Source organism: Maridesulfovibrio bastinii DSM 16055, assembly GCF_000429985.1.
Classification (GTDB): Bacteria; Desulfobacterota; Desulfovibrionia; order Desulfovibrionales; family Desulfovibrionaceae; genus Maridesulfovibrio; species Maridesulfovibrio bastinii.
Genome location: NZ_KE387014.1, coordinates 169,508 through 191,942, shown reverse-complemented (window position 1 = coordinate 191,942; position 22,435 = coordinate 169,508). Strand labels below are relative to the sequence as shown.

The 22,435-nt window shown below is 39.3% G+C and carries 13 protein-coding genes and 1 riboswitch; of the genes, 7 read left to right on the top strand and 6 right to left on the bottom strand.

Annotated elements, in window-relative coordinates; all coding sequences use genetic code 11:
- Positions 1 to 152 precede the first annotated feature (152 nt).
- From G496_RS0115290 to G496_RS0115280, 3 genes are all read right to left on the bottom strand, one after another.
- Positions 153 to 2,285: a glycosyltransferase gene (locus tag G496_RS0115290; RefSeq protein WP_169725771.1), complete on the bottom strand. Its 2,133-nt coding sequence runs from the start codon at positions 2,283 to 2,285 to the stop codon at positions 153 to 155.
- Positions 2,286 to 2,428: 143 nt separating this feature from the next.
- A complete protein-coding gene (locus G496_RS21590) occupies positions 2,429 to 3,997 on the bottom strand; it encodes a Gfo/Idh/MocA family oxidoreductase (protein WP_027180027.1) in 1,569 nt (522 codons plus the stop codon).
- 584 nt (positions 3,998 to 4,581) lie between these two features.
- Positions 4,582 to 5,019 carry a hypothetical protein gene (locus tag G496_RS0115280; RefSeq protein ID WP_027180026.1) on the bottom strand — a complete coding sequence of 146 codons (438 nt, stop codon included), beginning with the start codon at positions 5,017 to 5,019 and terminating at the stop codon, positions 4,582 to 4,584.
- A gap of 368 nt (positions 5,020 to 5,387) precedes the next feature.
- Between G496_RS0115280 and G496_RS0115275 the strand changes: the two genes are divergently transcribed.
- Positions 5,388 to 6,443 carry a glycosyltransferase gene (locus G496_RS0115275; RefSeq protein ID WP_027180025.1) on the top strand — a complete coding sequence of 352 codons (1,056 nt, stop codon included), beginning with the start codon at positions 5,388 to 5,390 and terminating at the stop codon, positions 6,441 to 6,443.
- 95 nt (positions 6,444 to 6,538) lie between these two features.
- Here the strand turns inward: G496_RS0115275 and G496_RS0115270 are convergent, their stop codons facing one another.
- Positions 6,539 to 8,851: an FG-GAP repeat protein gene (locus tag G496_RS0115270; RefSeq protein WP_027180024.1), complete on the bottom strand. Its 2,313-nt coding sequence runs from the start codon at positions 8,849 to 8,851 to the stop codon at positions 6,539 to 6,541.
- A gap of 297 nt (positions 8,852 to 9,148) precedes the next feature.
- On the opposite strand from G496_RS0115270, the gene G496_RS0115265 reads away from it, so the two are divergent.
- Together G496_RS0115265 and G496_RS0115260 are read left to right on the top strand one after the other, a co-directional pair.
- A complete protein-coding gene (locus G496_RS0115265) occupies positions 9,149 to 11,119 on the top strand; it encodes a hydantoinase/oxoprolinase family protein (RefSeq protein WP_027180023.1) in 1,971 nt (656 codons plus the stop codon).
- Positions 11,120 to 11,133: 14 nt separating this feature from the next.
- Positions 11,134 to 12,705: a hydantoinase B/oxoprolinase family protein gene (locus G496_RS0115260; protein ID WP_027180022.1), complete on the top strand. Its 1,572-nt coding sequence runs from the start codon at positions 11,134 to 11,136 to the stop codon at positions 12,703 to 12,705.
- Between the two features lie 104 nt (positions 12,706 to 12,809).
- Here G496_RS0115260 and G496_RS0115255 read toward each other — a convergent pair whose 3' ends face one another.
- Both G496_RS0115255 and G496_RS0115250 read right to left on the bottom strand, forming a co-directional pair.
- Positions 12,810 to 13,805: a DUF6976 family protein gene (locus tag G496_RS0115255; RefSeq protein WP_027180021.1), complete on the bottom strand. Its 996-nt coding sequence runs from the start codon at positions 13,803 to 13,805 to the stop codon at positions 12,810 to 12,812.
- An 8-nt stretch (positions 13,806 to 13,813) separates the two neighbouring features.
- On the bottom strand, positions 13,814 to 14,041 hold the full coding sequence (locus tag G496_RS0115250; RefSeq protein ID WP_027180020.1) for a hypothetical protein: 228 nt from the start codon (positions 14,039 to 14,041) through the stop codon (positions 13,814 to 13,816).
- A 511-nt stretch (positions 14,042 to 14,552) separates the two neighbouring features.
- On the opposite strand from G496_RS0115250, the gene G496_RS20725 reads away from it, so the two are divergent.
- The 4 genes from G496_RS20725 (at position 14,553) to urtA (ending at position 22,413) form a co-directional block, all read left to right on the top strand.
- Positions 14,553 to 16,646, top strand: a complete 2,094-nt coding sequence (locus G496_RS20725; protein ID WP_051295096.1) for a sensor domain-containing diguanylate cyclase — start codon at positions 14,553 to 14,555, stop codon at positions 16,644 to 16,646.
- Positions 16,647 to 16,690: 44 nt separating this feature from the next.
- Positions 16,691 to 17,158, top strand: coding sequence for a GNAT family N-acetyltransferase (locus G496_RS0115240; protein ID WP_051295095.1), 468 nt, complete (start codon positions 16,691 to 16,693; stop codon positions 17,156 to 17,158).
- 157 nt (positions 17,159 to 17,315) lie between these two features.
- A riboswitch (cobalamin riboswitch) is annotated at positions 17,316 to 17,458 on the top strand.
- Between the two features lie 238 nt (positions 17,459 to 17,696).
- A complete protein-coding gene (locus G496_RS0115230; RefSeq protein ID WP_027180017.1) occupies positions 17,697 to 20,381 on the top strand; it encodes a TSCPD domain-containing protein in 2,685 nt (894 codons plus the stop codon).
- A gap of 742 nt (positions 20,382 to 21,123) precedes the next feature.
- Entirely contained in the window at positions 21,124 to 22,413 is a 1,290-nt protein-coding gene (gene urtA, locus G496_RS0115225) for an urea ABC transporter substrate-binding protein (protein ID WP_027180016.1), read from the top strand.
- Positions 22,414 to 22,435: the final 22 nt, after the last annotated feature.

Genomic DNA, 22,435 nt, shown 5'->3' with positions numbered 1-22,435 from the left:
GACACCTTTAATGTTTAGCACTGCAAACTTTTTGTTTACGGTACATGCCGACATCACACATTTTGCAAAAACAATTACAATTGTTGTTGACGATTAATTTTAGTGAGCGAATTTTGTGCTTCATATTAAATACCCACCTTGAATTTTAAAAGCTACAATTTGCTAAAAAAGCGAGCATAAAGTGAAGCTGTTCTTATGTTATACAACATTATTTGCGGGTTGTTCGCAAGAAAATCAATTCCTGCTGCGATATATTCTTTGGGAGCATTGTGAAGTAAAAAAGCATATAAGGCCCAAGCTGGACCCCAGTTTGAAGATCCCAAACATACAGGGGTTAAATTAACTTTAATATCGTAGAACATCATATCAATCATTGAAGTAATGATGCTTGAAGTATCAACATCTTCTTTTAGTATATCTTTAGAAAGATAAAAACCTTCAGCGATCATGCCTAAATGAAGAAGATCTTCAGTTGCTCCTGTTGAGTAGGTCCAGTTACCATTACTTTTTAGTTTTATAAATTTTTCACCAAGGCGTTGAATGAGCCTATGATCATTTGTCGATTTACTTACTCTAGAATATTCAGACAAGAACCCCATAAAGAGAGGTGTGACGTTGGGGATAAAAATGGGTTCTGGAATGCGATAACTTTCATTGTCAGCATAGAGGCAACAATCATTTCCAGAGTGAAAACCTATGTTTTTGAAGAAAGATTCACGCCATTTAGTACATGCAGTGAGGTAGCGTTGCTCACCGGTGATCTCAAAAGCTTCAAGTAGAGCTAAACAAACCATTGAGGACGTGTATGTATAGCAGGTATTGCTAGGGTTGACTGGAGGATTCTTTTTATTAGAATTTAGTCTGTTCACATACGGTGCTCCCAAACCCCATCCAAAATTTCCTCTATAATTCTGATTGTTTAATCCTAGTAAGAGGTCTGCTATTTGTCTAATTTGACTTATAACTTCTTTGTTACCGCTAAGGTAAAGTTTATTGAAGGAACTAAGGTAAAATGCGTGGGTATCACATGATGTATGAGAGAAATTGCAATTCTCTTCTTTGTGTAGCCACACTCCGGATGTATAGTATTGGAGAAGCATTTGTAGAATACTATGGCATGAATCATTTGATTTTAGATTCAAAAAAGGAATAATTGGAAAATTAATATTCCTTTTGGGTTGAGTTTCGTAGGAAAATGTAAGCGCTTCTTGTTCTTTTTCGGTATCCTTTAAAACTGCTTGATATACAGCTATTAGTTTGTCTATCTGTACATTCATATCAATTATGCCCGTATCTTCAATAGGGCTGTACGGCTTTTTGTCTCTACATATCTCTACCAAATTTTCAATGTTTGAAGCTTGATATCCAAGCTTGTACTTAATTGCGAATTCGGCCGCAGTATTGTTGTTAATTACAACGGGGCATACACCTGCCAGCAAATAGTCAAAAAATTTATTGGGTAATGCACTGTGCAAAAAGTTAATTGTTTGTTTTGAAGTAATATAATCAAGGTTAAAGCCAGAAAAACCCCACTGAAATTGGCTTATCTCCTCAATCAATTTATTGTAGGGTAAAGGGGTATGGCAGTGGAAATAACTGTTATCAGCGAATGTATTTGTGTATTCTTTCAGAAGGTTCCATGGAGCATTTTTGGCGGGGAATACATGTAAATGAATGTTGGCGTCACAAATGGCTTTAAACATGGGCAAGTAGTATCTATATGAATACTTTGTGTCAGGATTATTTACAATCCCTCCTAAATAAACCATATGGTTGCCATCTACTTTGTTCTTGCGTTTGAATGTCATTTGGCTTGATGACGGAAAGCTAGGAAGAACAATAGAAAGGTTGCGTCCATATTTTTGAGAAGCATATTTTTTTATCCCCTCGCTAACGTGAATAACTGCTGCGCTTCTTTTAAAGCAGTATTCCTCTAATTCTTCTTCTACTTTTGTAACGTTGGTACGCATACTTGTCATATCATGACAATCGTATATCACAGGCCTATGCTTACAAACATTAATTGCAACTTCAATATGAGAATTAGGCTCATTATGACAATGTATTATATCCCAATTAGTATAGTTGTTTTCAAGGAATGATCGTAAATTATATAAGTTTGAATAGTAATACACATTGTCGACGTGCTCTTTTATAGATGGATTATTTTTAAGAGTTGTGCATAATAAATCTACAGATACTCCGCGTGTTTTAAGCGCTGAAACTTGTTTCAAAACCCGTATGCATGGATCAACATGTACCATGATAATTTTTATTTTGGTCATACTATCGGTGTGCGTCATTTGATATTCTATTAGCTTTGTTTGTGGTTGTTATAATATTTTAGCAAGTGCTAGGTTTTGGTTTTAAGGTAAAGACTTTTATTATATTATCTATATCTTTAGACTTTATTTAAAAAATTATTCCACTATTCGCAAAGAGTCAGGTTATTTTCATTATTTTCTTCGTATTTTGAATTACAGCGAAGACATTCTAGAGAGCTGGGCAGAATTTCTCCGCACTTACATACCCATCCTATTCTGTGAGCAGGATTGCCAACCATCAGTGCAAAATTGGGCACATTTTTTGTTACCACTGCACCGGCTCCGACGAGAGCATATTGACCTATTTCATTTCCACAGACAATGGTGCAGTTAGCTCCGAGAGTGGCTCCTTTTTTAACTACAGTTTCACGGATTTCATTCATACGGGCAACATGAGCACGAGGGTTAAACACATTGGTGAAAACCATAGAAGGGCCGCAGAAAACATCATCCTCAAGAGTTACACCCTTGTAGATCGATACATTGTTCTGAATTTTACATCCATTTCCAATTTTTACATGTGGTCCAGCAACAACATTTTGTCCTATATTACAGTTTTTACCTATAGTCGTTCCACCTAGAACATGAGAAAAGTGCCAGATTTTAGTTCCTTCTCCAATATTTACATCAGCGTCAACTACAGCCGTTCTATGTATATTTACAGGATTTTCCTTGGAACTTGGACTGATAAACACTTCTCTACTTTGTTCATTAAGCGACTTTTGACTAGCATTGAGAACCTTAAGAACGCGCAATCCCTCTTCTCCATCAGTTCTAGGGGGCTTGCCAGACTCCATGCAGTCTAGAAAATGTTTGCACTCCATAAATAAAGGTTCGTCTTGTAAAACTTCGACCTTTTCTGCTTCAGCCTTTGCCGGAATTGGAATGTTGTTTTCCCATTCTACTTTGTGCGGGTAAAGCAGAAGTTTTTCATCCCATGGCAGAGTGTCGTCAAAAACAGCCATTTTGTTGTCACCTACAACAACTAATTTTTGCTCCTTAAATGGATGAAGCCATGAAACAAAAATATGAGCTTTTGCTCCAGAAGGAAAAGACATGTGGGTAGTGGTTACATCGGCAATTTTTTTGTGCAGAAAATTGCCGCCAGTTGCGATGACCTTTTCAGGTTCTTCATTTAGAAGTGACAAAATCATAGAGATATCATGAGGAGCGAAAGACCATAGAATGTTTTCTTCGCGTCTGATTTTACCTAAATTTAATCGGTTGGAATAAATATAATTTATACGTCCAAGATCGCCTGAACATGCTAGTTCTCTTAGTTTAATAAAAATTGGATGGAATTGTAGAAGGTGGCCAACCATCAGGATAAGTTTTTTATCTTTCGCAAGGGCAATAAGTTCTTCTGCTTCACCTTCATTTAAAACGAGAGGTTTTTCCACATAGACGTGTTTACCTGCAAGTAAGGCTTCTTTAGCAAGCATGAAGTGTGTTTCTGCTGGAGTTGCAATTACAATTCCGTCAATGTCTTGATCGTTTAAGACTGTTGTATAGTCTGTAGTGGCTTCTACTTGAGGGTATTGTTCTTTAAAATTGGCAAGCTTTTCTAAGTTTGTGTCGCAGATAGTCTTGAGTGCTCTTATGCGATCGTAGTTGCGGATCAGGTTTTTACCCCAATAGCCAGAGCCTATAACTGCAATTTTTAGTTTACTCATAAACTTTATCCCTTAAAATTTTAAATATGATATCAGTCGTTTTTATGATTTATTTAGATGTTTACATCCAAATAACGAAGAAGCATTTTTTTAGACAGGTGATCGTAGATCTTTTAAGTAATAAATCCAGATACTCTTAAATCATCTTGTGTGAAAAATGATTTTCTATTTTCCTTTAATTGAACTGTAAACTAAATGCATTCTAAAAATCTAGAACTGAATTTAAATTTTATTATTTTTATTTAATATTTGGTTCTAATTAGTTTGCAAAATTATATAATTATTTTCTGGAGTTATCCCTATTTGGTAGAAATTGATAACTGTTTGGATAAGAAGAGTATGGAGCTGCCTCAAACTTATTAGAGATCATGTCATGAATGAAAATGATGTTGTTTAAGGCTACTGGTAGTTGGCAGGAATAATATAATGATCTAAATTTCATGAAAGATTCTTCGTATCGTATTTGTACATAAGAACACAAATCCACAAATAGCAAAATTAAAGGGTTAGCTTGATATCAAGTTAACCCTTTTTTGTGTGCTGTGATGGGAGTAGCATCTTAAAACTATAAATCTATCCTTAACTTAGGTCAGTGAGCTTGGGTTACCTTTGACAGGTGTCCCTCCAGCAGCTCCAAGTTGACCACCGCCGGTTGCTCCTTTCTTTTTATTAAGAATATCCATAAGCATTCCCTGATACTGTTGCAGTTCCTGCTCTTTCATCTTTATAGCCTTTTTATTCTGTTCTGGATTCTGTCTTAATTCTTTAAGCTCTTTTTCTATTTCTTTAATTTTTTCGCGCAGCATCTTTACAGTCTGGTCTTCCTGAGACGACTCTTCTGAAGTCGTCTTTTTAGCTGATTTCGCAAGACCTTCTGCGGAAATGCTTACAGAATCTTTGGTTTTTATTTTTAAATCTTTTGCTTCTTTTTCAGCAGAATCGGTCTCAGCTGTATGTATTTTGAAAGCAGAGCTGTCTATCTGATTAGCACTGGCAGCTCCAATTTTAAGATCAAGTCCCATAATTTTCTCCCGGTAATATTCGACTATGAATTATTTATCGGCAGAACTTGAGATATCTTTATATTTCTTAATAAAATTATAATGTCACCAGATTTTGCCAGTAAAAAATAATCTAAATTGTTTTTATCCTTTTGAATTATCGCGAAAGAGATTTTGTTTTAATTTTTTCTAAGGAAATGAGAAATATTATCCCCAGTTATAAGATTTATTTATATGGAAATTGTGAAAAAATTTTAAGTTAGAAAATCTTGCTGCATCAAGGGATATTGGTTAAATCTCCATTTTCTTGAACCGTATAATTTTTAAGTAAAATTTCATTCCTTTGATTATTCAGGTCTCAAGTTAATTTTTTATATTAGGTGGCAAAGATGAATATTGCATTTGTAAACTCAACCCATAAATGGGGTGGGGTAAAATCATGGGTCGTAAGTTTTGCGGAACAACTTAAACTCCGTGGAAATAATGTTTATATCTGGGGCAGACAGCCAGCATTTGTAGAAAAATGCAGAGAGAAAGCAGGACACGGGGAAGAGGCATGGTTTGGACCTGATTTTAATCCAGTTGCAATTGCTAAATTTATTTATGAATTTAAAATTAAAAAGATAGATGTAGTTATTATTAATGTTGGTAAGGACCTGACCACTGCTGGAATTGCTGCAAAGCTTCTTGGTATACCTTTGGTCCAAAGAATAGGTTTACCAGAGGATATTCCATATACCAAGAAGGTAGATTTTCTGCACAATTGGATTAAGCCCCTTTTTTTGTGTCCATGTGAATATATACGTGACGGATTTGTGAAGAGTCTTCCATATATAAAAAAGTCTGATACTAAGGTTGTATTAAATGGAAAGATATTTTCCGAACATAAACTTACAGTAAATAGGCCATTAACATTTATATGTACTTCACAGCTGAACAAAGGCAAAGGGCATGAGGATGTATTAAACGCACTTGCCAGATTTCAGTTTGATTTCAAATGTATTATTCTTGGTACCGGAAATATTGAAAAAGAACTTCATGAACTTTGCGACTCATTAGGATTAGCTGATAAAATTGAGTGGATAGGCTTCACTAAAGATGTTTCAAAATATTTGCGCATGGCGGATGTGTTTGTGCTTCCTTCATATTTTGAGGGATTGCCGAATACGTTGCTTGAAGCCATGGCAGAAGGATTACTACCCATATCAAGAGATGTTGGTGGGATTTGTGAAGTCTGGCCGGATGCTTTTAGTGATTTTCTGCTGCCATTTAAATCCGGAGCTGCAGAATTTGAAGCAGCTTTTGAAAAGGTTCTAAATATGTCTGATGAGCAGATTCTAGCGGTAAAAGAATTTTCCCGTAAGAACTGTAATGATAGGTTTTTCTTGCCAGAAAAAGTTGAAGAACTTGAGAATTGGCTTTTGCATGATGTAATTGGTACATAATAATAGCAGCTTAAATTTATTTATATAAATAGATTTAAGCTGCTATTATGATATTTTTTTTGATTATCTAATTATGCTTATATAGATTTTATAAACTACCCCAGTAGTAAATGAAATACCGGGACCATGTTTATGGTGTCTTTTTTTATGATTATAGATGTTGAAGAAGGATCGCCGCTGAATTTATCGTTTACTTTAATATAGAAAGGTTCAGTCGGTGAAGTTCCGTATGGGAGTGTGTATTCTATAGAATATTGACCGTTACCAAGGTCAGTGAAAGATGTTTCACATGGTTTTCCATCAACATATACAACAATTGACGTTACATCTTCGCCTACTTTTATTGTTGCAGTGATATCTAGCACAGCACCTTTAGGGAAGTCCTCAGCATTTGCCGGGTTTGTATCTTCTAAAAATTCATCATAGTTGCTCACACCATCGTTATCATAGTCTCCGTCAGCAGTCTGATCCAGATTTCCAAAATAGCCTTGTTCCCATGAATCTTTGAGGCCGTCTGAATCAGAGTCTTCAGGTATCTGGCATACAAAGGCCAAACCAACTCCACTTTGAGATTGTCCCTCATTTGGACTTGGTTCTCCTGCTACAACTATATTATCATATATCGAGACACTTGATCCTAAATTATGGTTAGCGGAGTTGATCGAGTTTTCAGGATATATTTTCTGGAATGGCCGCCAATTTATACCCCCATCAGCTTCAATTCTTTTGAAGAATATATAGGCTTTACCTGATGTATGTCTGTCTGCTAATTTACCAGGAGCTCCAACCACAAGTTTACTCCCGTGAACAGAAACACTCTGACCAAAATGGGTAACGTCAGATTCAACTTCCCCAGAGTCAGTCAAGGCAACCACTTTTTGAGTCAGCTGCCACTGTCCATTCTTGTCATTGTAGAGATATACAGATCCTTTTTCCTCAGAACTAGAAATGTTTACACGACCCGGTGCGGAAATTGCCAGCGTCCCGTTGTTCACACTTACTGCATATCCAAAGTATATATCTGATTCGTTTCCACTGATTTCAGCAGTGCGTCTCCATGTATCTCCCTGTCTGCTGAAAATGAAAACTTTACCTATACCGTATGCTCCTACTGCAAGTGTATCATGTGAAACGGAAATACTTGCTCCGAAAAATGAATTAGCTTCTGCCTGATAACTGTGATCATAATATTTTATGGTCTTTGGTTCTGAGTCTCCAGCCTTATAGATAAAAGCGATGCCGACTGAATAAGTGTGATCTTCTTTATAGGATGGAGCTCCTATAGCTATAGTTCCTTCACTGATTGAAACACTTGATCCAAAGCGCAGAGAACCATCCAAGGGTGGAGCTATTCTGCCGTTTGTTCCATATTCAGGGTCCAGCGCCCATTTACCGTTATTATCTTTACTATAGACATAAGCTGCGCCGATATAATTTTCTCTCAAAGCACCAATGACAGCAATATTATCCGAAATACTCAGACTATTTCCAAAAGAGCCGTATTCAAATGGTTGTTCTGGAGCCAGTTTCTGGGATAAACCCCAATTGTCCGTGCCACCCTCATCTTTTGAAAAAACATAGACTATTCCTGCGTAGTTAGTTCCGTTAACTGCATGATTTAAGGCTGAGACCATTATAGTGTCTTTAGAAACGGCAACTGCCCCGCCAAAATAGTCCTTCTGGACAAGACCTTCATTGGAAAGTTCTTTTATGGATGAAATAGTGGGGTCAATAGTTATGGGATATTCGGCAGAAGTGTCATCAATGGTCCAAACAAGTTTATCATCACTGATTTTCATAGCGCAGGAAATTTTTTTACCATTGGCATCCCATGCCTTCATGCCTGAATAGCTGATTGCATCTTTGCCGCTGAAAACTATATTTTGACCTTTCATCTGCGGCTCAAGGTTCCCGGATGTTGTGAAATAGAAATTCAGGTTTCCGTTTCCACATGGTTTTTTGTTCAGTACCAGCCCATGCTCTATATTTGTACCTTTGTTTTTATACCACTCGGTAATATTCTTATATGTTTTGTTTAAGGTCGTTCCGGATGAAGTTATGCGTGGGGCAATTGTTTGGGATATTTGGGTGTCACGGCCGTAACCACTGAGATTAAGGCCGAACCAGCTTTTACCGTTTTTTAATACAGCTGAAGCTGAATTTGATTCAAACACAAGGTCTCCATCAATAGTTGAAGAATAGATTTTGCCGTTAGCATTTTTCTTGAAATTACAGAGATTCTGCCTGAGATGATTGAAAATTTTTGTAGAAGTGGTTTTGTCCAGTCTGTTCTTTTCATTAGTTGCTTTGCTAATGGCTGCGAATGAATTTGTTGCAGCAAGTAAAATGATGAGTAGCAAAATTAGTAGTTGTGGTGATTTTAACTTATAGGGAGCAATAAAAAACATAGTAACCTCGATAACTGAGTGTTAATTAATTTTGATATAATTAAGCGTGGATTAAGAACACTAATTAAAGCGGAAACAATATATATAAATCAGTATTTATGTATGTCGTGCAAAGTAACTACAATGCTAAAAATTCTGTAAAAATATTTGAGCTGTTAATATCCGTATTGAAAACTGTCATAATATCAAATAAGTCAGTAGCTTTTAGTTTGAATGAAATTCTATTTTTTACTGAGAGAAGTCAGCTTGAGTAATAGTCTGTTTTTTAATTGCCCGGCTGATGCCTGAGGAGAAATTGTGCTGATAGTTGGAGTTGATACCGGTGGAACTTTTACGGATTTTATTTTTAAGGACGGTGATAAATGGGAAGTCCACAAAAGGCTTTCCACTCCTGATGATCCTTCCAGAGCGGTTCTTGCCGGGATTAAACATATTGCCGGAGATAGGGATATTCAGGTTGTTCATGGATCGACAGTTGCCACAAATGCCATTCTTGAACGTAAGGGAGCTAAAACCGCTCTGATTACAAACAAGGGCTTTGAAGATATTATTCAGATCGGCCGTCAGAACCGCTATGAACTATACAATCTTTCATTCTCTAAAAAAGAGTCTCTTATTCCGCATGAATTGAGGTTTGGAGTTCCGGGCAGGGTTGATTCAAACGGTGATATTATTGAGGATTTTTCTGAAGCTGATGTAAGAAAAGTTTTTGAACTGATTAAAGATGCGGAAGTTGAATCCATAGCAGTCTGTTTACTGTTTTCCTATTTGAATCCTGAGCATGAAAATATGATCCGCAAATTGCAGACGGAATGTGAGGCTCCTATATCTCTTTCCCATGAAATTCTGGCTGAGTTCAGGGAATTTGAGCGCACTTCCACAACTGTCATCAACTCTTATGTCTCTCCAAAAATGTCGGGCTATCTTAACAGGCTTCGTAAAAAATCAGCTAGCAATACTTTACGCATAATGCAGAGTAACGGTGGATCCATTTCTGTTGAAACTGCTATGAAAGAATCGGTGCGTACTATTTTATCCGGTCCGGCAGGGGGTGCTGTCGGAGCGGAAGCTATCGGCAGAATTGCTGGCTATAACAGGTTGATAACTTTTGATATGGGCGGAACTTCCTCTGATGTTGCCTTGATTGATGGCTCACTGCCACTGACTCTAGAAACTAAAATTGACGACTACCCCGTAAAAGTACCGATGATCGACATCCATACTGTTGGTGCTGGTGGCGGGTCCATAGCCCGTATTGATGAAGGCGGATCGCTTAATGTCGGGCCCGAAAGTGCCGGAGCTGATCCCGGACCGGTCTGTTATGGCAAAGGTCGGGAAATTACCGTTACCGATGCCAATCTTTATCTTGGAAGGCTGATCCCCGAATATTTTCTTGGTGGAGAGATGCAGCTTGATACAGCTGCGATGAATAATGCTCTTGAAGCCATGGCTCAAAAAGCTGGTCTTGATCCTGTTGAACTGGCCGAAGGGATACTTGATATTGCCAATGCCAATATGGAGAGAGCCATCAGGGTTATTTCAGTTGAGCGGGGTTATGATCCGCGGGAGTTCTGCATGTTTTCCTTTGGCGGGGCAGGCGGCATGCACTGTGCTTTTCTGGCTAAGCTTTTATCGATCCCGGAATTATTTATTCCAAAGAATCCGGGAATTCTTTCCGCCGTAGGAATGGTAATGGCTGACGTGATCAAGGATTATTCGCTGACCGTTATGTGTGAGCAGAAAAATACATCTGCTGAGGATATTGAAAATAAATTTGCACCGCTTGAGTCTCAAGGCCGGGCCGAACTTGAAGCGGAGGGGTTTTCTTCAGAAAGTATCATCATAGAGCGTTTTCTGGATATGCGGTATCAGGGTCAGTCTTTTGAAATCATTGTGCCATTTGAGGGTGACTGGCTTGAGGAATTCGCCAACCTGCATAAACAGAATTACGGCTATAAAAACGAAGATAAGACAGTTGAGATTGTTAATATAAGGCTGCGGGCCAAGGGTGTTCCGGCCAAACCTGAATTTTCTGAATCAACACATTTTACTGTTGAAATTCCTGAAGAAGCTGAACTTGGTCTTACTGAGACTGTTTTTGATTCACATAAGCTTAAAACCAGAATATTTGATCGTGAAAAACTGTTACCGGGTAACAGGGTTGAGGGTCCGGCAATAATAGTCGAGTACAGTTCCACTCTGGTTATTCCTCCATTCGCCCGCGGCAGGGTGGATGCTTACGGTAATCTTATTTTTGATATTTTATAGTTCGGGAGTGGGGAATGAAAGCTAATCCGATTCTTCTTGAAGTTTTTAAAAACAGGTTTGCAGCTATTTCTGAAGAAATGGGGGTGACCCTTACCCGCACGGCTTTTTCATCAAACATAAAGGAAAGGCGTGATCTTTCCTGCGCTGTCTTCAATAATAAAGGTGAAATGATCGCTCAGGCGGCCCATATACCTGTGCATCTCGGCTCCATGCCGCTTTCCGTCAAGAGTGCAATAGAGAGCTGCCGGATGAATAATGGTGATATGGTTATGCTTAATGATCCCTTCAAAGGCGGAACCCATTTGCCGGATATAACTATTGTCGCTCCTGTTTTTTGTGACGGTCTTGAAGCTCCGTCTTTTTATGTTGCCAACAGAGCTCACCATTCCGATGTCGGTGGGATGGCTTCAGGCTCCATGCCGCTTTCAACCTCTTTATTTCAGGAAGGCATCATCATACCCCCTGTTAAAATAATGGAGAACGGGGAAATTGTCAGAAGTCTGATGGAGCTTATTTTTAATAATGTGAGAACTCCGGTTGAACGCGAAGGTGATTTTAAGGCTCAGATAATGGCAAATATCACCGGGGTTAAGAGGCTTGGTGAACTTGTAACCAAATATGGATTTAAAGCAGTTGATTTTTATGCCGGCAGCCTTAAGAAATATGCTGAATCAATAACCCGCAAAATGATTGAACGCATTCCTGATGGTACTTACAAATTTACGGATTATATGGACGGTGACGGCGTTGATTGTGAGAATGTTGCTGTCTCCGTGGCCATTAATATTGACGGTGACCGTGCTGAACTTGATTTCAGTGAATCAGGGGATCAGGTCTCCGGCAGTGTTAATGCCGTAAGGTCCATAACATTATCAGCCGTTCTTTATGTTTTTCGATCTCTAATTGATGCGGATATCCCTACAAATGCAGGTATCCTTGAGCCTATCACTGTTATCACCAGAAAAGGTTCCATTCTTGATGCTGAATTCCCAGCAGCTGTGGCAGGCGGAAATGTTGAAACTTCCCAGCGTGTGGTCGACGTCGTTCTCGGAGCTTTGTCCAAAGCTCTTCCCCATAAGATTCCTGCAGCAAGTCAGGGAACTATGAATAATATGACCATTGGCGGAGTGGACGAGCGAACCGGTAAACCTTTTGCCTATTATGAAACCCTTGCCGGAGGTATGGGCGCAGGAGCTTCCGGTCCCGGTGAACATGCCACGCATTCACACATGACGAACACTTTGAATACTCCTGTTGAAGCTCTTGAATACAGTTATCCTTTTAGAGTTAAAAAATATTGTGTGCGTGAAAACACCGGTGGTGCCGGAAGGTTTCTAGGTGGTAATGGGCTGGTAAGAGAAATTGAATTGTTGTCTGACTGTGAAATTACAGTCCTTTCAGAACGTAGAGTGAATGCCCCTTATGGATTGCAGGGAGGTAAACCGGGAATCTGCGGTAGAAATATTCTTATCCGTGATGGAATAGAGCTAGAAAAACCGGGTAAGTTTCATTCCAGATTAAAAAAGGGCGATATTGTCAGCATCGAAACTCCCGGTGGTGGCGGATGGGGCAAACCGGATAGTTAGCCGGAGAGTTGAGCGGTTTTTTTCAGCGGCTGAGGCTGAATAAATAAAAAACTCCAGAAAGAAAATTCTCTCTGGAGTTTTTATCGTAAGAATCGTCAGTGGTATTATGAATCTATAACGGTGAGATAAACCAGTGTCTGGTTCAGCAGCTGGTATGCTATCTCACCGAAAGTTATCGGTCCCACAAAGGGGTCTGTCTTTTGTCCTTCCAGCCCTGAGAACAGATAGTTAAGTATGCAGTTGCATGAAAAAGCAATATTTACTCCTGATATATTATTTTCGAGCAACTGATTGTTGAATGCTGCGGCATAGTCGCCTGTCTGTTTTGCATGTTTATATTGAACATCTTTAAAAACCGGAGCGTAGAAATGGACTACGCCATCATCGTCAACCTGTTGGAAGCTGGTATTGATCATAGCTCCGCAATAGTCTGCAACAAGCGGGAATTTCGTATCAAAATTATTTTCTTCCATATAGGCTGCAAATTTTTCTTTAACACCGTTGACCATTACTTCATTGTTGGAGAATCCGTCAGTATCAAAGGTTAAAGTATCGCCGTCTCCCTGCTGGAAGCTGTTAATAATACCGACATCAACAGTTTTTCCTTCTTTCAGGGTAACATGCATTACTACTGCTTCATTTTCATAACTGCCACCAGTATTCCCGTCGAAAGTTTTGGGAGCTACTTTACCGAGTTCGTCAAGATGAACTCCGGAAATCCATCCAATGAGCGGTTGCGAACCAAAATCTTTATAATTAGGTGCGTTCAGGGCAAAAGAGATATGTGCTTCGCTGGAAGCTGGGATAATGATGAAACTGAATCCTCGGTCTCCGGCATCGGAGTAAACTTCACCAAGGCTGTCCTTGGTGTAAATTTTTATTTCCGTGGAAGCTGTTATCATTGAAATATTAGTTACGAAAATTTTATCTTTGGCAACCAGTCCGCCTTTATCCGATGAAATAAAGTAGGGTATTGTGCCGCCTATCCATTTTCCCTTGGGAAGCTTTTCAAGAAGGCTCTCTTCTCCGGCGAGAAGAAGTGTTTCGCCAGCTGAGATCAGGTCTTTAACTTTATCAATAGTCAGTAATTCCTGTTGCATATATCCTCCTATCCGAAGATTTTTTTGATGTCTTCCTGTGCAGATGGTTTGTCAGCGTTCTTGGTATAGAGACTGTGAAGTTCATCAACGGCGCTGTCTATGACACCGGGGTCGCCCTGAACACGCTTTATAAGCTTGCTTAGTGCTATTTTCCCGGCAAGAAATTTCGGAGTGAAGCTCGTTTTCCCGGATACGATACTCTTCCATTTGGGGTTGCTTTTAGGCGGTATGCTCATGCTGGCCTCTTTGAAGTTTGATTGTTCATAAAATGGTTGTTAACCAACAATTGTTATATTCTACAATTAAACAACACAAATAATGCCGATAACTTCAGTCAGGACAAGTCTTTTTGGCGTTTAGTTAACCTCCCTGTATTAAAAGATTACTTTTATTACCTGTTTAATATCATATTATATCTGGCCCGTCTAAAAAAAAGGTAAAATTTTTCAGGAAAATTGAGTCGCGTATTCTTTTGAGAATTCAGGAATATGGCCATGAATTTGAATATTCATGTGATCACAGCAGTTAGTTGCATGCTATTTTTTTATACTGTTTTGCCTTCAGATATTTAAATTTTATTCTCGATTTAGTTATAGATGCAGTGTATTATGATATAGCTGTATCATATTGGTTTTTAATGTATGATTTGATCAGTATTATGACTTTTCCATGTCACCGCAGGATGTAAATAATTATAGTTCCAAGTAACAGTAGATATTTATCAGAATTAACTGAGAGCAGGTTGTTATGAATGTATTATGTAATATAGTCAGGACATTTTCTATTGCCATATTGATCTATGCTTTGCTGGTTTCAAATTCTGATAGTTATGCTTCTGATAATTTAAGAGAACAGACTAATATACTTATTCTTGATTCCTACAATCCTTTTATGCCTTGGTCTCACGATTTTTATGAAGGGCTTAATGAAATTTCTAAAAAATCAGATTATAATATCCATTTATTTATGGAATATCTTGATGCTCAAGGCATGGAAAGTGAGGTCAATTACGAATTTTTATTCAGGTATCTAAAAGAAAAGTATAAAAATATTCATTTTTCAGGAGTCATTGCCAACTCAGACGTTGCTGCTGAATTTACCTTGAACTATGGACAGTTACTCGCCGTCCACGCACCCAAAGTTATCTATACAACTAAGCGAAAATCTTTGAACGATGATGATACAGTTTTACATTTATGGGGGGATGTTAACCTTTCTGTTGATAAAACGGTTGAAATAGCGTTGCAGCAGAATCCTGGAGTCCGGTCTGCACTTATAATTGAAGGGGATAATGATTCCAGCAGGCACAGGTGTGAAAGAGTCAGGCAACAGCTCAAAACTTATAAATCAATTACCGTAAAGACGGTATCTGATTTTTCTTTAGCAGAATTGAAAAGGATAGTTGCCGGGCTTGACCGTGATACAATTATTTTTTGTTCATTAATCTGGTCGGATAAGACTGGTTCTCATCTGGTGCCGCGTGAAGTGGCAGAAGAAATAGCGACAATTTCAAATGCTCCGGTTTACAGCTTCTGGGGATCATTTATGGGTACCGGTATTGTCGGCGGACATCTTCTTGATGCCGGGAGTATCGGTAAGCAGATGGTTTATTCTCTTTTAGATTATATGGAGTCAGGACATTTCAGTAAATCTAATACAACCTTGCGGACTTTTATAGATTTGAAAGCTGTCAGACGTTTTAGCCTTGATATGGAAAGTATCCCTGAAAAAGCTGTTCTAATAAATCATCCGGTCAGCCTGTGGCAAAGGTTTCGCCGTGAATTTATTGTAGCTGGTATAAGCCTGTTGATTTTTTCAGTAAGTGCCGTGATCTGGCTTAGCAAGCTCTCGGTTTTAAATTCCATGCTCCGCAAAAGTCGTGATGAACTGGAAAAAAGGGTAGATGAAAGAACAAGTGAACTGACTCTTGCTAATGTCGCTTTGAAAGACAGTGAAGCGCGGTATCATGCTTTTTCAAATGCCATTTTTGAAGGTGTTAGCATAATTAAGAAAGGTAAAATTATTGATGGGAATAATATTTTATCAGAAATGCTCGGGTATCCTCTGGAAGAAATTATAGGGTCCGAAGTGACCAGATTTGTAGCCCCGGATGAAGTCGAACGGGTTAAAAGCAATATTTTAACAGGGCATAACAGTTTGTATGAATCCTTATCTGTAAAAAAAGACGGAACTGTTTTTCCTGTTGAAATTCGAGGAAGAATTTTTAGATACAAGGGGGAGATGGTCAGGGTTACAGCCATAAGAGATATTTCAGAGCGCAAGCAGGCTGAGAAAGCCTTGCAGGAAACAAATAAGAAACTTATGGATATGGCTATGCAGGACGGTCTGACCGGTATCGCCAACCGCCGTAATTTTGATATCAAACTGGAAGAAGAATGGCGCAGAATGATGCGGGATAGAAAAATGCTCTCGCTTATTATCTTTGATGTTGATTACTTCAAACTTTATAATGATACATACGGACATCAGGCTGGAGATATCTGCCTTCAGACAATTGCAGGGCATACAAAAAGTATTTTTAAGCGTTCTGGTGATATGCTGGCAAGATATGGTGGTGAGGAATTTGTAGGAATACTTCCGGGTACCGATGGGCATGGAGCCGCGGTTCTTGCGGAGCAGATTCGTGTCAGAGTGGAAAATTTGAAGATGCCTCACGAATCATCAGAAATAGGTGATTATGTTACGGTAAGCTGCGGATGTTCCTCGGTTGTTCCCAATAAATCGACCACACTTCAGGCTCTGCTGGAAGTTGCTGACAAAGCCCTGTATGAAGCCAAGGAAACCGGAAGAAACAGGGTTGTTTCCAGAAAACTTAATTAGCATGTTATGTTTTTTCTAAAAAAGTGTATTGGGAAAAGAAGTATATGTCGGAAGCTGTTAGTATAAGACCTCTTTTAACCGTTGAAAACTCGGTTATAAATCTTGTTCTGGATGTTTTTCATAAATGTGTGGCCTCTGAATTTTCAGATGAAGGAGTTTCAGAGTTTAAACAGTTTGTCAGCTCAGAAGCCTTGAGTCGCAGATTAAATGAAATTTCATTTGCCTTTATTGCGGAAATTGAAAATCATCCGGTCGGGATTATTGAAATAAAAGATAATAATCATGTGGCTATGCTGTTTGTAGATTACCGCTATCATAAACGCGGAATAGCCGGTCGGCTTTTCAGCATAGCCAGAGAAAAATGCATTGCAGATAACAGCAGCTTTAAAGGTATGACAGTTAATTCTTCACTGGGAGCTGTTCAGGCTTATGAAAGGCTGGGATTTTTACAAATAGGCAGTGAACAGAATTTTCATGGCATCAGGTTTATACCAATGGAGATGGCTCTTTAATTTGTTTCGTGAACTATTATAATTTTATAGATGACCACGATTATTATCCTTTTTTTTATTGATTAAAATTTAAATATTTATACCAGTTACTTAATACGTTTCATAAAAAAAAGATAAAATCGTTGACGTGAAAAGATGTTCTGTTAAGGTCTCTTTCATCAGTTTGTGGTCTTCAGGAATTTGCCTTCCGGGCTGTCTGAATTGGAGAACCCGGTTAAAATCCGGGGCGGTGCTGCCTCTGTAATTTCTATCATTAATGATAGTATAAGCCAGAACTCCAACCTGAAGAATGTCTGTCTTTTCAGACGATGTATAAAAGTGATACTTTAACCGTAAAGTATCAATCATAAAACCGTCCAGCAGGTGCAACCTTCCGGGTTACCTGCACTCATTAAAGATCTCCATAGATATTTCCGGCTTTACTTTGCGACAGCCCGCGCTGCCGTTTGGGGGTATTGTTGTGTTTTTATCAGGTGGGGAATTCTTTTTGTGGACTAAATCCCAGATCAGGCAAAGGCCTTTAAACGAGTTTGAATTAATGACCGAACAATCAGTTATCACCCGTGAATCAGCTAAGATGGCTCTTGAAGAGCATACCCGTTTTCAGGAAACCGTAAGTTCCAAAAAATATCAGATCCGCGATCCAGAAGGACGTCTCCTTGAGCATTCGTTTACCGATGTAAAAAACAGGCTTTGCCGTGAGTTTTTAAAAAATTCCAGTTTTAATAAGCAGGAAAATGAACAGGTTTGTGAAATGCTCCAGTCCGGGCGTTTTATCCCTGCTGGTTCTATCCTTTGCGGTCTTGGAAATGACCACGCAAAATGTTCTTTAAGCAACTGCTATCTGGCAAAAATTGAATCAGATTCACTGGAAGGTATTTTTGAAGCCCAGAAAAAACTGGCAAGAACATATTCTTATCGTGGCGGCAGCGGTATAGATATTACCATACTCCGTCCGGCTGGTGATCCTGTCAACAATGCTGCGGTAACATCATCTGGTGCTGTAAGTTTTATGCCGTTATTCAGTGAGCTTACCAATACCATTGGCCAGAACGGCAGGCGCGGGGCGCTCATGATATCTCTTGATATCCGCCACCCTGACACTAAAAGGTTTATCTGGTGCAAAAGCAGACCCGGAGATATTTTCGGGGTGGATTCACTGACCGGTAAAATGCAGGATGTGTTCGGCGCTAATATCAGCCTGAAAGTTACTGATGAGTTTATGAAGGCTGTTGAAGAAGATGGTGACTGGACTTTTGTTTTTCCTCACCGGTCAAAAATATCAGCTAAAATTTATGATGAATCAACCTTGCAGCTTGTACCTGAGGTTTATGCAGCCCTTGATCCGCGCATCGGTGATAGAGTTGAAGCTGAAATAGTATATAAAATTGTTGAACTGGATGCCGAAAATTGTCTGATTAAAGTTCAGCCGGATCTTTCAACAGATGATGCCAAAGCCCCGTTGGGAGCTGAATCTTTTATTTTTTCCGTATCAAGACGGCGCAGTGAAAATTCGGATATCTTTGATCTTGTCCGTACCGTGTATAATACGCTCTGGGATGGCGACTACAGCAGATGGCAGGAGCTTGGACTTCCGCTTAAGGAGTATGAAAAGGTTAAAGCCCGTGAACTGCTTGAGGAGATAAGTGCTTCGGCATGGCAGTCTGGAGATCCCGGAATACTCTATCAGGATACGACACAGCGCAACACACCGGGTACTTATATCGATCCGCTCAGATTGAAACCAATGTCCACAAATCCCTGCGGGGAGCAGGCTCTTGGTTATTGGAGTAACTGCCTGCTGGGAGCCATGGTTCTTTTCCGCTATGTGGTAAACCCGTATACTAAAGAAGCAAGATTTGATTCTGAATTATTTCAGGAAGATCTTATCAGAACTCTGGCATTCATGGATACTATGTCCGATCTTAATCAGGATAAGCACCCATTGCAGGAGCATCGTGATGCGGATCGTTATGGCAAAAGAATCGGAATTGAATTTACCGGTCTTGGCGACATGCTGGCAATGCTCGGTATGCGTTATGGTAGTGCTGAGTCAGTCAATTTTGTTAAGGATATTCTCCGCGAAAAAGCCATTGTTGAGATTTCAACCAGTGCCGACCTTGCTGAACGTTTCGGCGTGGTTGAAGCTTTAAAAGATGTTGATGCCAGAAAACGTTTTCTTGAAAGCCCATATATAAAAAATCTGAATCTGCCGGAAAAATTGCGCAAGAAGATAATGAAAAGCGGATTGCGGCATACTGCATTTAATACTGTTGGGCCTTCCGGTTCAATTTCCATTATGTCAGATAACTGCTCTTCAGGAATAGAACCTGTATTTATGTTCAGTTATACCCGTGAAACACGCCTTGAAGCCGGAAAAGTTTTTGAGTTTATCCACATGCCACCGCTTAAATGGATGCTTGAAACCAATCAGGAAGACCTTTTCGGTAAATATACGGCCATGGAGCTTAAAGAAAAGCTTAACTATGTTCAGGCAGATGAACTTGATTTTATGGACCGTATCAGGATGCAGTCTGCTATTCAGGAGTTTACTGACAGTTCCATTTCATCAACAATCAATCTTTCGGAAGAAACACCTAAAGATACTATCTATCAGATCTATCTTGAAGCATGGAAGCACGGCTTAAAGGGTGTGACTATTTTTAGGAATGGTTGCAAAAAAGGTGTGCTCAGCAAAAAAGAGGATAAAAAGAAAAGTGACTCAACCCTGATTCGGAAAGATGCCGCTATTCAGGAAAGAGAACTGCATGACATTGAACGGGCCGAAAGACATCGGGTTATGTGGAAGGGCTCCAAAATGTATATAATAGTATCTCTTGATGAGTCCGGTAATCCGATTGAAATATTTGTTAAGCTCCCTAAAGAAGCCGGAGTAAATGGTGATGGCTTCTATAGCGAACAGGTCTTTCAGGAAAAATATTCGTTGTGGGAAACTATCACCAGACTGGCAAGTTTGCTGTTGCGTGTAGGAATGCCAATTGAAAGAATTCTTACCCAGCTTGACCGCTCAAGTTACAATATAATTGATGCAGCTGCTATTATTGCAAGAATTCTGCGCCAGTATGTATCACTTGATATGGATGATCAAACAATAGTTGCCAAAGAATTAGGGGCTGTGTGTCCTGAATGCGGCAAAAAAGCTTATGTTCCTGAAGGTGGATGCAAGATTTGTAAAGCCTGCGGATACACAACCTGCGGTTAGTATCTAAAATTATATCACAGTAAATAAGCGGGAATGCGATTAATCGCATTCCCGCTTATTTGTTTTTGTGCCATATTCACTTTCTACAGAACAATTCCGCTCCAAAATTGTCGCTTGCAAATTTGAACTATAGTACAAATCTGCTACATTTTTAGCCCTTACCTCGGAATTCATCTTATCTGAATGAATCACTATCGCTGTCGTTTAGATTCTGAAAAATTATCTATAATGTATTTCTATTTAATTTCTCCTGTTTCTTTTTAAAACAGAAGAATTATTGCTGATTATATACTCAACAGATATTCAAATGGTAATTAGAAGGATCATTTTATATTTAGGATCAGCGTGGGCTTTTGTTTGTTAAGTTTTTACAAAATAGTAATTTTAATTTTAAACTGGTTTAAACTTAAATGGAAAATTTACATTTTTGTTTTAAATGGGGTGAAAAAAGTAACGCCAATGTTAAATAAATAAGAGCATTTCACTCCCAAAAACGTTATTTAAGCGGATTTTATCTATAACATTCTTTGTTATTAATCAGGAATTGACGGTGGTTAGCTGTCCTTCAGGTGCTGTTGGCATGGAACTTGTTAAGCAAGGTTGTTCCAAACGTCCTCTTTGTAAAAAGTTTTTTGATTCAAGCATGTTTAAGTAGATGAGTGAGTCAGATTTATAATTCAGGGGTTGAGGTTGGAGACTTGTTCTTAACTAAGAAATGGTAACAGAAAGGAGGATTTCTGCCATGAAAAAAAGTTTAATCGCTATTACCATCACGCTGGCGATGTTTCTAAGCACACTGGCTGGTGGAGCTCATGCTGCTGACACAATCAAAGTCGGTATCCTGCATTCACTTTCAGGAACAATGGCTATTAGTGAAACTTCTTTGAAAGATGTTGCACTGATGACAATTGATGAAATCAACAAGAATGGTGGACTGCTGGGTAAAAAAATTGAGCCTGTTGTTGTTGACCCTGCTTCTAACTGGCCCCTTTTTGCTGAAAAAGCCCGTGAGCTGCTCAGCAAGGATAAAGTATCCGTTGTTTTCGGCTGCTGGACTTCTGTTTCCAGAAAATCAGTTCTCCCTGTATTTGAAGAACTGAACGGACTTCTCTTCTACCCTGTCCAGTATGAAGGTGAAGAATGCTCATACAACGTATTTTACACCGGTGCTGCTCCGAACCAGCAGGCTATTCCCGCCCTTAAGTATCTGATGAGTGAAGACGGTGGCGCCGCAAAACGTTTTGTTCTTCTCGGAACTGACTATGTTTATCCGCGTACTACCAACAAAATTCTTCGTGCCTACCTCCATTCAAAAGGTGTTAAAGACGAAGATATCATGGAGAAATACACTCCCTTCGGATACAGCGACTACCAGACCATCGTATCTGATGTTAAAAAATTCGCTGCTGCCAAGCCCACATGCATTATCAACACCATCAACGGTGACTCCAATGTTCCTTTCTACAAAGAGCTGGCTAACCAGGGTGTAAAAGCTGAAGACGTTCCCTGCGTAGCTTTCTCCGTAGGTGAAGAAGAACTTCGCGGTATTGATACCAAACCTCTGGTAGGACATCTTGCTGCATGGAACTACTTCATGTCTCTCAAGAATCCTGAAAATGACGCTTTCGTTAAAAAATGGATGGCATGGGTCAAGAAAAACAATCTTCCCGGTGGTGACAAACGTGTAACCAACGACCCCATGGAAGCTACCTACATTGGAATCAACATGTGGGCACAGGCTGTGCGTCAGGCTGGAACCACCAATGTTGATGCTGTTCGTCAGGCCCTTGCCGGACAGACTTTCAAAGCTCCTTCCGGTTACACTGTAACCATGGACCCTAAAAACCATCACCTCCACAAACCAGTTCTTATCGGTGAAGTAAACGAAAACGGCCAGTTTGATATCGTCTGGAAAACAGACGGACCTATCCGTGCTCAACCCTGGAGTCAGTATCTTCCTGATTCAGCTAAGAAGCATGCTGACTGGACCTACCCTTATGTTTGCGGCAACTGCGTAAAGCCTAAGTACTAAAATAATACGGCAGAATGATTAA